Raw genomic sequence first — 14,855 nt, forward strand, 5'->3', positions numbered from 1 at the left:
CAAAAATTACTGCTGAAATTTCTATATTCATGACTCAGTATATAATCATTGTTTGATGAAATGACATACCACGTCCCTTAGAGTTTCATACGTATTACGATAACTTAAAGAAAAAAGATAATAGTAGTCAACGGTTACTATTATCTTTTTTGAACTATTTTTCATTAAAATATCCCATCTGCTGTGTTCCTTATTTACTTTTCCAGATTTTATCCTAGTTTAAAATTTATGCATTTGAACTGTTTATACAATTTGTAGGATTTTTAGCTTTTTTGTCGAATACACTTAATGCAAGGAGGGACATTACATGATTATTAAAGATTATTTCATCAACCTTTCTATTTTTTCTTTATTAGTTAGCGCAGCAATATTTATTCAAGTGTTTACAATTAATTCTAGTCGATATTTCGAAAAGCTCTATGGAGGGATTATTGCAGTTACGTTAATGTTCTTTTCTTTTCCATACATGGGATTTTCTTACGATCTTCGAGTTGTTCCTCTTATTCTATCTTTTATTTACTTTGGTCGTATTGCTGGTTGGATTACGCTAATTAGCATAATATTAATGCGTATTTTTTACATTGGAGAGTATTGGGAACCTCCTGTGATTGCTTATTTATGTATGGGGATTCTATTTTCTACTTTTAAAACTTATTTTAAAAAACTACATCCTTTTAAAAGTGCATCGTTATATTTTTCTGTTTTTATTGGAATAAAGTGGTTAGTTGGCGTATTATTTAATACTACATTACTTTACACAGGAGGCCTATTATATATAGCGTTAGGACTTTTAATTGGGCTATTTCTTATGGAAGCCTACCAGAGATTGTATTATTTAACACAGGACTTATCTAAAATGAATCGAGAATTAAAAAAATCGAAGCAAGAACTTGCAGATACCGTACATGAGCTTCAAGGAGGAATTTTTAAATTTAAAAAAGTGGATAAGCACTTTATACACACTTTATGTGATGGACAGTTTTATTATCAAAACGGATTTTATTCTGAACAGGTGGTAGGAAAAAGCTTACGTACTATTGATGCTTCTATTGTTCCTCCACATTTAGTTCCACAATTGATGAAGTACTATCTTCAGGCATGGGAAGGAAAAGAAATTATATTTGAATTACCTTGGCCAAATGATAAAACTATTATTCTTATTGCGCTTAGGCCGATTAAACGAAATGGACAAGTTATTGAAGTTGTTGGTTCTACAGTTGATATAACCGAAAGAAAAAAGGTAGAATCAGAATTAAGCGCTACCAAAGAATTATTGGAATCATTTATAAAGCACAATCTAGATGCTATTACCATTTCTGATCGAGAAGGGCATATTTTACAAGCCAACAAAGCTTATGAAAAGATATTTGGGTGGTCATCACAAGAAATCATAGGTAAGAGATTACCTTGTGTACCAGATTTTTTAATGGAAGAATCACTTGAAAATATTCAGAAAATTCTAACAGGAGAATCGGTGGTTACTAGATTAGAAACTGTTAGACAACGGAGCGATGGGAGTCTTCTTGATATCAGTCTGACAGTTTCTCCTATACTAGATGTAAGAGGAAATGTGATAGCTTTATCAGCAATATGTAGAGACATCTCTGAAAGAAAACAAGCAGAAAGAGAACGGCATCAATTACACCAGCAATTAAGAGATAGTGAAATGAAGTACCGTGCACTAATCGAACAAGCAACTGATGCGGTATATGTAGTAGAGCTGAATGAAGATAATACTCCAAGTCGATTTATTGAGGTAAACCCTGTTGGGTGTAGAAGATTTGGATATAGTAGAGAAGAGTTGCTTTCATTATCATTTTCAAATATAGTACCACAAGATTCTCAAATAATCGTAAGGTTATTAGAAAAAATTAAAAAAGGACAAACTTCCTTCACTTTGCAAGATGAATATGTTTTTCCAACAGGAAAAGTAATAACAACTGAGTTTAGTGTTCGTGTTTTTAACTTAAATGGTAAAAAAGTTTTTCTAAGTATTTCTCGTGATATCACTGAACGGCTAAAAACAGAAGAATTATTACGAAAATCTGAAAAACTTGCTGTTGTAGGACAATTAGCGACTGTAATGGCTCATGAGATTAATAATCCATTAACTGCAATGAAAGGGTTCATGCAATTACTAAAATCAACGGAAAATGAGAATAATCAGGGTTATATTAATATAGTATCATCAGAGATTGAGCGTATAGAGAGCATAACAACTGAATTTATGGCGGTAGCCAAACCACAGGTAGTAAAAATGCAACCTAATAACATTAGTGTGCTAATGGATCAAGTTTTAATGCTACTACAACCTCAAGCAATGATGCATAATATAAAATTTAGAATCGATCTTAACCCTGGTATTCCATTGATTTCATGTGAAGGAAATCAATTAAAACAAGTATTTGTTAATATATTAAAAAATGCAATTGAATCTATGCCGATGGGAGGGGAAATTCTGATTCAAATAAATATACTTGATAATAATCAAGTAAGCATTCGTTTTATCGATCAAGGGTGTGGGATTCCAAAAGAACGTATACCATACCTCGGAGAACCTTTTTATAGTATTAAAGAAGAGGGGATTGGCTTAGGATTAATGATCTGTTATAAAATCATTGAAACACATCAGGGAAAGATATTTATTAAGAGTGAAATGAATAAGGGGACTACAGTTGAAGTCACTCTCCCTATTTGTACACTTCAAAATTAAGATATTCTCTTACTGAAATTTTTTAAGAAACCATACAGAATGTAATGCCAATGTTACTTAATGAAATAATAAAGAGAAGAACACTGGTAAATGTACCCTATAGAATAGACACTTGAAAAAGCCTGTTATAAAAACATCCTTTCTTTAGAACCAAAAGAAAGGATGTTTTTAATATTGTAATTTTTCTTGGAGACATTTCAAATTTTTACTTGTAATACATTTTTTAACTAATTTTGGTTAAGTTAGTTAAAAAGGCATTGTTTTTAAGGAGCATATTGACATATAAATATCCCTCATTTTTAAAATAGAAATTTCTAAAAACTATATATAGGTTCTTTTTGAAAGGAAGGGTATTATCAATTGAAACCACATGAAAAAGTACCTGTTCACTCTATAAAATCTTTGCAGGAATTAATGCAATTACTAAAAAAATCTAAAGATTTTATAACGTTGGAGATCGCTTCAAACAAATCCTCTATAGTCATTTCATATTTTAGAACCTTAATCGATGTAAATATATTTCATGAAGAGGTTTTAACTTATATAAAAGAGAAGAGCTTCGATTCATTACAAGATATTCGGTCTGTCTTACCCTTTGAAAATTCAAAAATAACAAATCAAATGGAAGATATTCAGGATAGTATTTTAAACGGCTATATACTTATTCAGTTCGATACAGATAAATTAAATGGCTTGTTAATCAATGTGGCAAAGAAAGAAAAAAGAGATATTACAAAAGCTGAAATTGAATACAATATCGTGGGTCCACAAATCGCGTTTGTTGAAGATTTAGATGTAAACTTAAATTTAGTACGTAGAAAGCTTCCAACACCTTATTTACAAATGAAGGAATTGAAAGTAGGCTCTCTATCTAACACAACCGTTGCGATTGTATATATTGAGGGAATTGTAAATGATCAAAATCTACAAGAAATTATAAAAAGGGTGAGTCTAATAAAAACAGACCACGTTTTGGATAGCACGTATTTGATGCAGTTAATTGCAGACAACCCGAATTCTATATTTCCTCAATTTTTGAATACAGAACGACCAGACCGTGTAGCAGCTGTATTGGCAGAAGGGAAAATTGCACTTTTTGTAGATGGCTCACCTTATGCAATCACTCTTCCAACAACATTAATTGACTTTTTTTCTACCACAGAAGATTACACCATGCCTTGGATTATTGCCTCTTTTTTTCGTCTATTAAGGCTTTTTGCTTTTATGTTTTCTGTCTTAACGACTCCATTATATGTTGCAATCTTAACATATCATTACGAGCTTATTCCAAAAGAACTTCTTGAAACGTTAATCATATCGAGAAGTAAAGTACCTTTTCCTCCATTAATTGAAGCGCTTTTTTTAGAAATAACGATTGAATTACTGAGAGAAGCGGGGGCACGTTTACCAACTAAAGTGGGTCTAACTGTCGGTATAGTAGGTGGTATTGTAATTGGGCAGGCATCTGTAGAGGCAAGTCTTACAAGTAATGTACTTATTATTATTGTTGCACTTTCAGCTCTTAGCTCATTTACAGCACCAATATATCGAATTGGTAATACAATTCGAGTAATTCGTTTTCCTTTTATAATATCTGCACACCTGTTGGGTTTATTAGGAATTGTTTTAACAAGCTCTTTGCTTTTAGCACGTTTATTACGTACAGAATCATTAAGACGTCCTTATTTGTTTCCTTTTTATCCTACACGCCCTACAGATTGGAAAGACAGCATTATCCGTTTGCCGATCTCAGCGATGTTTCGACGTCCTATTTTTTCAAGATCTAAACAGCGTTTTCGTTTTAATCCAGAAGAGGTAGAGAAAAATAAAATTAAATCACGAAATGATTTTGATGATTGAAATTAACAGGGAGGAGCATTATGAAACAGATCCCAATTGAGTATCAAGTCTCTCCATATATGGTGTTTTTTTTAATTATTACTATACAGATGGGGGTTGGTATGCTTGGTTTTGAAAGGATTAGTGCAAAATTAGTTGGAAATGATGCGTGGATTAGCACGCTGCTTTTTGGAATATCTGTTAATCTTATGATTTGGATCATATATCAGATTTTAAATCAGGGTAATGGAGATATCATTGCAATCAATCAAGACGTACTTGGAAAATGGATTGGTGGATTGTTCAACTTCATTTTTTTATCTTATATTGTATTGTTAGGTGCAACAACACTACATACCTATATCGAAGTAGTACATGTTTGGATGTTTCCTTCCATTTCATCTTGGATTATAGCAGGGGCTTTTTTGGGTCTATGTTATTACATTGTGACTGGAGGATTTCGTGTAGTTGCTGGAATCGGCTTCTTTGGAATCGTTATCCCAAGCATTCTAATCTTCACATTTTTTTATCCTTTGCAGTATGCAGATTTCCAAAATTTATTTCCAATTGCACAGCATTCATTCCTAGAAATTATGAAAGGAATGAAAGGAAATATGTTTAGTTTTTTTGGATTTGAAATGTTATTGTTATACTACCCATTTATTAAAAAGGCAAGAACGTCTCAAAAATATGCGCACTATGCAAATTTAGTAACGACTATTGTCTACACATACCTTATGATTTTAACTCTTGCGTTTTTTAGTGAAAAACAACTAGCGAGCGCGATATGGGCATATTTAAGCATGATTAAAATTATACAATTTCCCTTTATAGAGCGGTTTGAATACATTATTGTTTCTGTTTGGGCTTTTTTTATATTACCCAATGTTTCCTTTACATTATGGGGAGTAAGTCGTGGTATAAAAGAGGCACTGGGAATAAAGCAAAAATATGTTTTGCCAGTTATCATCCTGTTCATCTTTGTTTTATCATTTTTCTTGAATAACCGTAATAAAATTAACTTATTAAATACTTGGACAGGTCAAATTGGCTTTGTATATATATATGTATACCTACCTATATTATGGCTAATTCAAACCGCCAAAATAAAGTTAAGGAGATAAAACATGAAGCGATGGATACTTTTCCTTATAGTAAGTGTCTTCTTAATAGGTTGTGCTAAAACGAAAATTGTGGATGACATTGACTTAGTTCAAGTTGCGGCATATGATACCGAAGCAAAAGGTAAGCTAAAAGGAACCTTTGCGATTTCAGCTTATAAAGGAGGCGGGGAAGGTGAAACGAAAATCTATTCAGCATCAGGCCAGACTGGTAGAGAAGTTCTTGCAAGAGCATCCGAAAAATCTTCTGGACCTCTAGAGTTGGGGCAATTGCGTGTTATTATATTTAATGAAAAAATAATTGATAAGGGAATGCAGGAAATTTTAGAGACTTTGAACCGAAATCCTAGTGTAGGAAATGCAATTTATTTAGCAATTACAAATGTAAAAGGGGAATCACTATTAAAGGGGAATTATTCTGAAGAAAAAGAAATTGCTTCCTATCTATCCTCTTTACTGGAGCAAAATATGGATAATGGAACGCAGCCAAAAACAAATTTTTTTATGTTTTTAAACCAACTTAATGATGATGCGAGAGATTCATATTTACCGATAATATCTAAAAAAGGTAATGTGTTGGAGTTAGATGGAATAGCACTTTTTAAAAGATGTAAAATGGTTGATAAAGTAAACCCTAAAGATTTATTTGTATTTAAATTGTTGACAGATAATTTTAAACAAGGTACATACCAATTCAAACTACCTGGTTCCTCAAATACTTACGCCACGATAGAGAATATAAAAGCTAGAACAAAATATAAGATGGAGGGGAATAGTAAGCATCCATTCATAAATGCTCATATTCAAGTTAAAGCTGAAATTCAAGAATTTACAAAAACAAAAAATCTAGATAATCCTAAAGAAATAAAAAAATTAGAAAAAATTATGGAAAAAGAAATAGAAAAAAAAGCAACTACATTGATAAAGAGATTTATTAAAAAAGACACAGATCCTATAGGACTTAGAAAGCTTGGTAGAACTCACGTAAGAAAATGGAACAGTCAAGAATGGGAAGAATCCTATAAACATTTACGTTTTCGTGTAACAGCTGATGTAAAAGTAACCCAATCTGGTGTTACAGAATAAATCAAATAATATATGGAAAATTTTAACAAAAAAATATAGTCTCGCAGGAGATTAGGGAGAAGAGAAACGATTAACAAAGAATTTCATAAATAGTAAGATGCTTTGTTAATCGTTTTTATACCTGTAGCTTTATCACTTATAGTAATCATAATTATAATAAAAGAACAACGAAACAAATTCCCGATACCACATAATTATAAGAGGACAATAAAGCATCAAGATATAATGTATGTTTTGTCTGGAAAAAAAGAATTTCAGTACTTCAAGGTTAAACACTTAACTTTAAAGTAGTAAATTCGTTGCTTGTAGCACTTCAGCTAGACTGTGCCCCCGAAAGTTAGAAAGGTCGTTTTATTAAGTAGCCTCTAGGGAATGAGCCTAGTACAATACTGGATTCATTTCCTTTTATTTTTCCTTGATTCTTTCATGATTATAGTATTTTATATACTTTGCTAATTCTTGTTTAAATTCTGTTATACTTTCAAATTCTTTCGATACAGAAATAGACATACAAAAACGCCATTCTTTCTTATAAATCTACAGAAAGAATGGCGTATTCTTCAAAAGTGAGTTCCTTTATTGAAAAGTTTTAGTTCTATATGACAGATAAAAGGGCAAGTAACGCTAAAATAGCGAGAAATCCTTGTTTCATGATAATTGATTTATTGGATGTGAAACCTCCGAAAATAGCTGCTACCACTATACAAATGATGAAAAATAATTGAATCATATAACCAATGGGATTGTTTCCAAGTATAAGTCCCCGAATGAGGCCAGCTGCTAAGAATTCATTATATAAACCGTTTGCAAATTAATTGTCTAAGTATTTCTAAGTTTAAAGAGTACAGTGTCTTCGTTTTTTATTGAATCAACTTTTACATGTTGGTTCAATATTTTCTATTCTCTTGGAACTTAGTTCTCGTTTACTTCTCACAAAAGCAATAAAATCTATTATCTCTTCTGTTGACAGTGCTTCTCCATCTATTAAAAGTGTTGGATCTGGATCGTTTAGGAGTCTTGTAATATCAATTACATCTTTGTTTTGATGTGAATGTTCAATTCGGCCTAATATATAATCTACAGATGTATCAAATAAATCGGCTATTTTTGATAAAGATTGTAATGAAGGTAATCTATAACCATTTTCATACCCGGCATAGGTGCTTTTCGCAATCCCAAGTCGATCTGCTGTCTCTTGTAAGGACCATTTTTGATTTTTTCTTAATTTAGATAAACGTTCCAGCATTCGTCTCATACCCCATCTAATTTTATTAAATTAATTATAACATAGAAAAAGAATCAAGAATAGAAAAAAGTACGCGTATTGAATACAAAATCTTGATTAATTCAAATTAAGTTCTATAATGATAAATATAAATACGCATTACGCGAACGCTATATCGTTGTTTATTTTATGGAGGGGTTGTGTATGAAGAAAATTTTATTACTTGCAACTGGTGGGACAATTGCATCTGTGGAGGGGAATGAGGGGCTTGTTCCAGGATTGTCCGCTGAGGAATTATTGAATTATTTTTCGAAGTCTTCTCGAAACTTAGAAATAGATTGCAAAATCTTAATGAATATTGATAGTACCAATATGCAACCTGAGCACTGGAAAGAAATAGCTAATGCTGTTTTTAATCACTATGATGACTATGACGGGTTTGTGATTACACATGGAACGGATACGTTAGCTTATACATCTTCTGCGTTATCTTATATGCTGCAAGGTTTAAGAAAACCAGTTGTTTTAACAGGTTCACAAGTACCTATTAGTTTTAAAAAGACAGACGCAAAAAAAAATGTAGCTGATGCTCTTAGGTTTGCCTGTGAGGATGTTGGCGGTGTGTTTATTGTTTTTGATAGTAGGGTGATTATTGGGACGAGAGCAGTTAAAATGCGAACAAAAAGTTATGATGCATTTGAAAGTGTGAATTATCCATATGTTGCTGAGGTAAATGAAGATGAAGTGAAATATCATTGGAAGCCAACTTCCTCACATAGTGAACTTTCAATAAATACTAATTTATGTACGGATGTTTTTCTTATGAAATTGTATCCAGGTACAAAGCCTGAGGTATTTGATTGTTTAAAAGATTTGTATAAAGGGATTATTATTGAAAGTTTTGGAAACGGTGGATTACCTTTTGAAGGAAGGAACTTGCTTTCGAAAATTCAAGAGTTGACTGAAATGGGGATTGCTGTAGTGATTACTACTCAATGCCTGGAAGAAGGAGAAGACATACTTCTCTATGAAGTAGGACGGAAAGTGGCGCAACATCAAGTAATATTGTCTGGAGATATGAATACGGAAGCCATCATAGCAAAATTGATGTGGGCGCTTGGGAAAACTAATAAATTAGAAGAGATTAAAAAAATTATTGAAGAGCCTTTAGCCTACGATTTAACAATAAAATCTGATAAGGATTGGTAATGACTTCATATGATTTATTTAGGTTTTACATTTAATATGGGGGAGAAATTAAAATGGCAATGACAAACAAGAACGTGCGAGTGGAGAATGATTTTTTGGGAGGAAAGGAATTACCTATTGAGGCATATTACGGAATTCAGACTTTACGCGCTGTTGAAAATTTCCCGATTACAGGGTATAAAATTCATGAAAGTTTAATTAGAGCGTTCGCAATTGTAAAAAAAGCAGCAGCGCTTGCGAATACAGATGTAGGAAGATTGGAATTGAACAAGGGCGGTGCGATCGCAGAGGCTGCTCAAGAAATTCTTGATGGAAAATGGCATGATCATTTCATCGTAGATCCAATCCAAGGCGGAGCGGGTACTTCAATGAACATGAATGCAAATGAAGTCATTGCCAATCGTGCGCTTGAATTATTAGGGATGGAAAAGGGAGACTATCATTATATTAGTCCAAATAGTCATGTAAACATGGCGCAATCAACAAACGATGCATTCCCAACAGCGATTCATATCGCTACATTAAACGCATTAGAAGGTTTATTACAAACGATGGGTTATATGCACGATGTATTTGAATTAAAAGCAGAACAGTTCGATCATGTGATTAAAATGGGTCGTACACATTTACAAGACGCTGTGCCAATTCGCCTTGGACAAGAATTTAAGGCGTACTCTCGTGTACTTGAACGTGATATGAAACGAATTCAGCAATCACGTCAACACTTATATGAAGTGAACATGGGAGCAACTGCAGTTGGTACAGGCTTAAATGCAGACCCAGAATATATTGAAGCAGTTGTAAAACATTTAGCTGCAATTAGTGAACTACCACTAGTTGGTGCAGAAGACTTAGTAGATGCAACGCAAAATACAGATGCATACACAGAAGTATCTGCAGCACTGAAAGTATGTATGATGAATATGTCTAAAATTGCGAATGACCTTCGCTTAATGGCATCAGGTCCACGTGTTGGTTTAGCAGAGATTATGTTACCAGCTCGTCAACCAGGTTCATCTATTATGCCAGGGAAAGTAAACCCTGTTATGCCAGAAGTTATTAATCAAATTGCGTTCCAAGTAATAGGTAATGATCATACAATTTGCCTTGCTTCAGAAGCAGGACAATTAGAATTAAACGTGATGGAACCAGTACTTGTTTTCAACTTACTGCAATCAATTAGCATTATGAATAACGGTTTCCGTGCCTTTACAGATAATTGCTTAAAAGGAATTGAAGCGAATGAAGATCGCTTAAAAGAGTATGTTGAGAAAAGTGTAGGAATTATTACAGCCGTGAACCCTCATATCGGTTATGAAGCAGCAGCTCGCGTTGCGAAAGAAGCAATTGCAACAGGGCAATCCGTTCGAGAACTTTGTGTGAAAAATGGTGTATTGTCACAAGAAGACTTAGAGTTAATTCTAGATCCATTCGAAATGACACATCCAGGGATTGCAGGAGCAACTCTTTTAAAGAAAAATTAAAAGAAGAGGGGGGACAAGTCCCTCCTCTTTGTTTACAATATAGGGATTTTATATGTGAATAGAGGTAGGGAGATTATAAGTAAGTAACAGTGGCGTTTAATAGTTCATAGAAACAAAATTAAGAGGAGCAGCAATATAATCAACATCACTTTTAAGTTAGTTAACATTGTTATCGTGTCCGCTATTTGGTTACTTAATACTTTAATTCATGTTTTTACCAATTATTTATTACCTCAAAATGCAAAGTTTTTGAAAATAACTATTTTAGATGTGAGATGAAAATAGGGGATAGATACTTAGCATTTAATAAAAAAAGATAAGATTACGAAATGTAATCTTATCTTTTCATTAAGAATAATGAATTGTAGCTTTAAGGCTTCAGAATGACTTTTATACAGTCGTCTTCACGATTATTAAAAATCTGATAACCATAACTCGCTTCTTCAAGGGGAATTTTGTGTGTAATAATCTCTTTTGGATCAAATTCTTTATTTGTTATTTTTTCAAATAGTTCCGGCATAAAATGAATGACAGGTGCTTGTCCCATTTTAAGATTAATATTTCTAACCCAAAATGCACCGAGTGGAAAGGCGTTATAATTGCCACCATAAACGCCGGTCATTTGAACCGTTCCATATTTTCTTACGGCTTTCGTAGCGATTTGAATAGGACCGAGAGTTCCACCTTGTAATTTTAATTTTTGTTCCAGAAATTCTAGAGGCGATTTTTTTCCATCCATCCCCACACAATCAATAACTACATCAGCACCGCCACGTGTAATTTCCTTTAAATGTTCTCCCATATCGGGGAATTTTGTAAACTCAAATACCTCAACATTGTTAATCTTTTTTGCATAATTCATCCGATAATCTAAGTAATCCACTGCAATTACACGTTTAGCACCTTGCATCCAAGCGAATTTTTGTGTCATTAATCCAACAGGTCCACAACCAAGGACGATAACAGTATCACCTGGCTTAACGCCTGCGTTTATTACACTCCAATAGGCTGTTGGTAAAACATCTGATAGAAATAGTAGGGATTCATCTTCAAGTTCGCATGATTCCGGTATAACAAATGGAGTGAAATTTCCAAAAGGAACTTTTAAATATTCTGCTTGTCCGCCCGGATGATTACCAAATTTCTCTGTATAACCAAAGTATCCACCAGAATCGTAATGAGGGTTTGAGTTATCACATTGACTTTCCATTTCATGTTGGCAATAGAAACAATGTCCACAAGAAACGTTGAATGGGATGACAACACGATCGCCTTTTTTCACTTTAGTGACATCTGGCCCGACTTCTTCAACGATTCCCATTGGTTCATGGCCGATAATGTATCCTTGAGGTAAGGGCATGTTGCCTTGATATAAATGTAAATCAGAACCGCAAATAGCGGTTGAAGTAATTTTTACAATAATATCATCTTTTTTCTCTAATTTTGCATCATCCACTTGTTTAACCTGTACTTGGTTTGGTCCTTGATAGGTTACAGCTTTCATCTCATATCTCCTTTTGGATTATGTCTCAAAACATAATTTTATTTAATCTCTTGGTGAAATAGAAATCTTTCTTTTGTTTACTGAAGGGAATTAGAAAGTATACATAGTGTTGTTATGAAAGTATGTTATATCAGTTATTCTTTCTTATATGTTTTGCCCTACTTTAAGAAAAAAATCAATTTTTATTCATAATCTAATTTCCATAAAAAGGATAATTATTATTTCATAATTTGTAGCATATTAAAAACATCGGAGGTGAAACAATATGGGAAAAAATAATAGTGGAAGTCGTAATGAAGTATTAGTTCGAGGCGCTGAACAAGCTCTTGATCAAATGAAATATGAAATTGCACAAGAGTTTGGTGTACAACTTGGTGCAGATACAACAGCTCGTTCAAACGGATCTGTTGGTGGTGAAATTACAAAACGTTTAGTAGCAATGGCAGAACAACAACTTGGTGGTAGAGCTAACCGCTAAGTAAATTGGCTTAAAATATAGCAAATATGTAAATCAATTTCTTTTGTGTATTCATAAAAATAAAAAACCTTATATTAAACAGATTCTCACTCAAAGATTATTGATAATCTTCTTTCATAATCTTTGAGTATTTAATTTGTAAACTACTTTCCTAAACAATAAACACGCAGTGTTGGAAAGGTGTTTTCCATGCATAGTAGAAAATCTTTTGCAGGAAAAAGCATACTTAAAAATTTGATTTCAATATTGAAATCAATATTTATTATGATATTTTCGAAAGGTAGGAATTTAAAAATGGGTATATTAAGTGGAAATCCTCAAAATGAACCTTTACATTACGGAGAAGTATTTGACATTTGGAGTTATCTTCTTGCTGCACAGGGTGCAATTGCAAGCCATCAAGTGTTTATGAATCACACAGGTGATGAAGATTTGAAGAAGTTTTTAGAAGGCTTAATTGAAAATGATATGAATTCGGAAATAGAAGAATTAAAAGCTCTTTTAAAGATTAATGGGGTCGCTTTACCGCCTGCTCCTCCAGAACGACCAGTTGCATCTATCGAAGACATTCCTCCTGGAGCACGTATTAATGATGTTGAAATTGCTGCAGCTGTTTCTACAGGATTAGCAGCTGGACTTGTGACATGTAGTCAAGTAATGGGAAAATGCCTTCGAGAAGATGTAGGTATGCTATTCGGACAATTTCATATGAAAAAAGCGCAGGCAGGTGTAACTCTGCTACGTTTAAGTAAGAAAAAGGGATGGGTAGTTCCACCTCCATTACATGTAAGAAATTCTGACCAAGCGTAATAAACAAAAATAAAAAAGTGGCGTTGGCCACTTTTTTATTTTTTAGGTGTATCCTCAAGCTTGGACTTATTTATTGTGGAAGAATCCATATATTCATCTGATATCTCCATAGCGTATTTATCATGGTGAATATGATTATGTTCTCTTAATTCATTGTCATTACGCAGTACTAACTTCTGCATATAAATATGGAAGAAAACTTCTATTCCGCCAATAATTAAAGCAGCTAAAAATGAAGAAAATCCAATATTATGAGTAGCATCTAAATTAGTAAACAAGGATGTTAATAACCAAATTCCAAAGAAGCTTAAACCGAAATCTGCCATTGTAGCAATCGCATTTCCGTATTTAGGTAAAATGAAGAGATCTCCGATTAAATAGGCAGTTCCCGTAAGGAAAAGAGAAATTAATAATACTTTAGGAATTGAAATGCCTTGAAAGATACTGAGCATGATTAGCAATACTGCAGTTATCGCTGTGTACTTAATTAATAAGGCAACAATATGTTTCATCTTTTTTCCTCCACTATTTAAAAGTATATTGAATAAAACATTCCATTAAAAACGGGTTATGCTTTTATATAGCGTAACCCGTTTTATATTGTAATGGAGGTCTATTTATGATATCCCATGGCACGTATGTTATATTTCGTTCTCCTATACACTATTATTTTGGGCTTAAAGAGCATCAATTATACCTTTGAATTCGTGGTCGTAATTACCAATTAATTAACTATATATTTTATCATGTAATTTAACATATTAAAGAAAGAAGGAGGTGAATTAACATGTCAAACAATAACAGTGGAAGCAGCAACCAATTATTAGTACGTGGCGCTGAACAAGCTCTTGATCAAATGAAATATGAAATTGCTCAAGAATTTGGAGTGCAACTTGGTGCAGATGCAACAGCTCGTGCAAACGGATCTGTTGGTGGTGAAATTACAAAACGTCTTGTATCATTAGCTGAGCAACAACTTGGCGGTGGCGTTACTCGTTAATTTTATATACGAAATGGATATAGAGGAGAGGCATGCTGTCTCTCCTTTCTCATACATTTTTTTAGTAAATAAGCTTAGTAGCGTTAGAATTTTTTTAGATTTACAACTATAACTCGAATTTATTTGTTTAAATTTTATACTCTCGAGGTTTTAAATACATAATTAATTTTTGTGAAATAAAAGATAAGAGGTTATATTTGATGCGAAAGGGGCAGAAAAAATGAAATATGAAGCGTTATTTACAGTTGAGATTTCTGTAGGAAGTGAAAGAGTAGCAAACCATAAAATAAAGGCTCATGATGTCGTTGATGTTGTTGAAAAGCTTGCTGAGAAGTATTTAAGTAATCATGAGGGACATTCTCGAAATGAATAAAGGAGAATAGTAA

At 33.0% G+C, this 14,855-nt stretch carries 13 protein-coding genes and 3 pseudogenes; 11 read left to right on the forward strand and 5 right to left on the reverse strand.

The window, feature by feature from the left end; translation table 11 throughout:
• Positions 1-307: 307 nt before the first annotated feature.
• The 5 genes and pseudogenes from ACTFRM_RS10030 to ACTFRM_RS10050 form a co-directional block, all read left to right on the forward strand.
• Entirely contained in the window at positions 308-2,713 is a 2,406-nt protein-coding gene (locus tag ACTFRM_RS10030) for a PAS domain S-box protein (RefSeq protein WP_059303663.1), read from the forward strand.
• Between the two features lie 360 nt (positions 2,714-3,073).
• Positions 3,074-4,573 carry a spore germination protein gene (locus ACTFRM_RS10035; RefSeq protein WP_000802295.1) on the forward strand — a complete coding sequence of 500 codons (1,500 nt, stop codon included), beginning with the start codon at positions 3,074-3,076 and terminating at the stop codon, positions 4,571-4,573.
• Positions 4,574-4,593: 20 nt separating this feature from the next.
• On the forward strand, positions 4,594-5,676 hold the full coding sequence (locus tag ACTFRM_RS10040) for a GerAB/ArcD/ProY family transporter (RefSeq protein WP_000809697.1): 1,083 nt from the start codon (positions 4,594-4,596) through the stop codon (positions 5,674-5,676).
• Between the two features lie 3 nt (positions 5,677-5,679).
• Positions 5,680-6,759, forward strand: coding sequence for a Ger(x)C family spore germination protein (locus tag ACTFRM_RS10045; RefSeq protein ID WP_000832873.1), 1,080 nt, complete (start codon positions 5,680-5,682; stop codon positions 6,757-6,759).
• A gap of 147 nt (positions 6,760-6,906) precedes the next feature.
• Positions 6,907-7,039: pseudogene (locus tag ACTFRM_RS10050) on the forward strand (excinuclease ABC subunit C); the annotation flags it as partial.
• A gap of 125 nt (positions 7,040-7,164) precedes the next feature.
• Here the strand turns inward: ACTFRM_RS10050 and ACTFRM_RS10055 are convergent.
• The 3 genes and pseudogenes from ACTFRM_RS10055 to ansR form a co-directional block, all read right to left on the reverse strand.
• Positions 7,165-7,251: pseudogene (locus ACTFRM_RS10055) on the reverse strand (IS3 family transposase); the annotation flags it as partial.
• Positions 7,252-7,354: 103 nt separating this feature from the next.
• A pseudogene (locus tag ACTFRM_RS10060) lies at positions 7,355-7,570 on the reverse strand (DUF1304 domain-containing protein); the annotation flags it as partial.
• A gap of 57 nt (positions 7,571-7,627) precedes the next feature.
• Positions 7,628-8,005 carry an HTH-type transcriptional regulator AnsR gene (ansR, locus tag ACTFRM_RS10065; RefSeq protein WP_000893569.1) on the reverse strand — a complete coding sequence of 126 codons (378 nt, stop codon included), beginning with the start codon at positions 8,003-8,005 and terminating at the stop codon, positions 7,628-7,630.
• A 183-nt stretch (positions 8,006-8,188) separates the two neighbouring features.
• Here ansR and ansA point away from each other — a divergent pair, with 183 nt between their 5' ends.
• Together ansA and aspA are read left to right on the forward strand one after the other, a co-directional pair.
• Positions 8,189-9,193 carry an asparaginase gene (gene ansA / locus ACTFRM_RS10070; protein WP_000722302.1) on the forward strand — a complete coding sequence of 335 codons (1,005 nt, stop codon included), beginning with the start codon at positions 8,189-8,191 and terminating at the stop codon, positions 9,191-9,193.
• A gap of 53 nt (positions 9,194-9,246) precedes the next feature.
• Entirely contained in the window at positions 9,247-10,677 is a 1,431-nt protein-coding gene (gene aspA, locus ACTFRM_RS10075) for an aspartate ammonia-lyase (protein WP_001251924.1), read from the forward strand.
• 370 nt (positions 10,678-11,047) lie between these two features.
• Here aspA and ACTFRM_RS10080 read toward each other — a convergent pair whose 3' ends face one another.
• Positions 11,048-12,181 carry a zinc-dependent alcohol dehydrogenase gene (locus ACTFRM_RS10080; RefSeq protein WP_000649086.1) on the reverse strand — a complete coding sequence of 378 codons (1,134 nt, stop codon included), beginning with the start codon at positions 12,179-12,181 and terminating at the stop codon, positions 11,048-11,050.
• Between the two features lie 265 nt (positions 12,182-12,446).
• On the opposite strand from ACTFRM_RS10080, the gene sasP reads away from it, so the two are divergent.
• Both sasP and ACTFRM_RS10090 read left to right on the forward strand, forming a co-directional pair.
• Positions 12,447-12,659 carry a small acid-soluble spore protein, SasP family gene (sasP, locus tag ACTFRM_RS10085; RefSeq protein ID WP_000517671.1) on the forward strand — a complete coding sequence of 71 codons (213 nt, stop codon included), beginning with the start codon at positions 12,447-12,449 and terminating at the stop codon, positions 12,657-12,659.
• 294 nt (positions 12,660-12,953) lie between these two features.
• Entirely contained in the window at positions 12,954-13,469 is a 516-nt protein-coding gene (locus tag ACTFRM_RS10090) for a DUF3231 family protein (protein ID WP_001986359.1), read from the forward strand.
• A gap of 35 nt (positions 13,470-13,504) precedes the next feature.
• Here the strand turns inward: ACTFRM_RS10090 and ACTFRM_RS10095 are convergent, their stop codons facing one another.
• The gene (locus tag ACTFRM_RS10095) at positions 13,505-13,981 is read right to left on the reverse strand and encodes a YndM family protein (protein ID WP_000680664.1); all 477 of its coding nucleotides are present in this window, start codon (positions 13,979-13,981) and stop codon (positions 13,505-13,507) included.
• Between the two features lie 275 nt (positions 13,982-14,256).
• Between ACTFRM_RS10095 and ACTFRM_RS10100 the strand changes: the two genes are divergently transcribed.
• Positions 14,257-14,469, forward strand: a complete 213-nt coding sequence (locus ACTFRM_RS10100) for an alpha/beta-type small acid-soluble spore protein (protein ID WP_000069660.1) — start codon at positions 14,257-14,259, stop codon at positions 14,467-14,469.
• Between the two features lie 220 nt (positions 14,470-14,689).
• Complete coding sequence (locus tag ACTFRM_RS10105) at positions 14,690-14,842, forward strand: hypothetical protein (protein WP_006920787.1); 153 nt, start codon at positions 14,690-14,692, stop codon at positions 14,840-14,842.
• Positions 14,843-14,855: the final 13 nt, after the last annotated feature.

Source organism: Bacillus cereus group sp. MYBK227-1 (assembly GCF_051916325.1).
GTDB classification, from domain to species: Bacteria; Bacillota; Bacilli; order Bacillales; family Bacillaceae_G; genus Bacillus_A; species Bacillus_A cereus.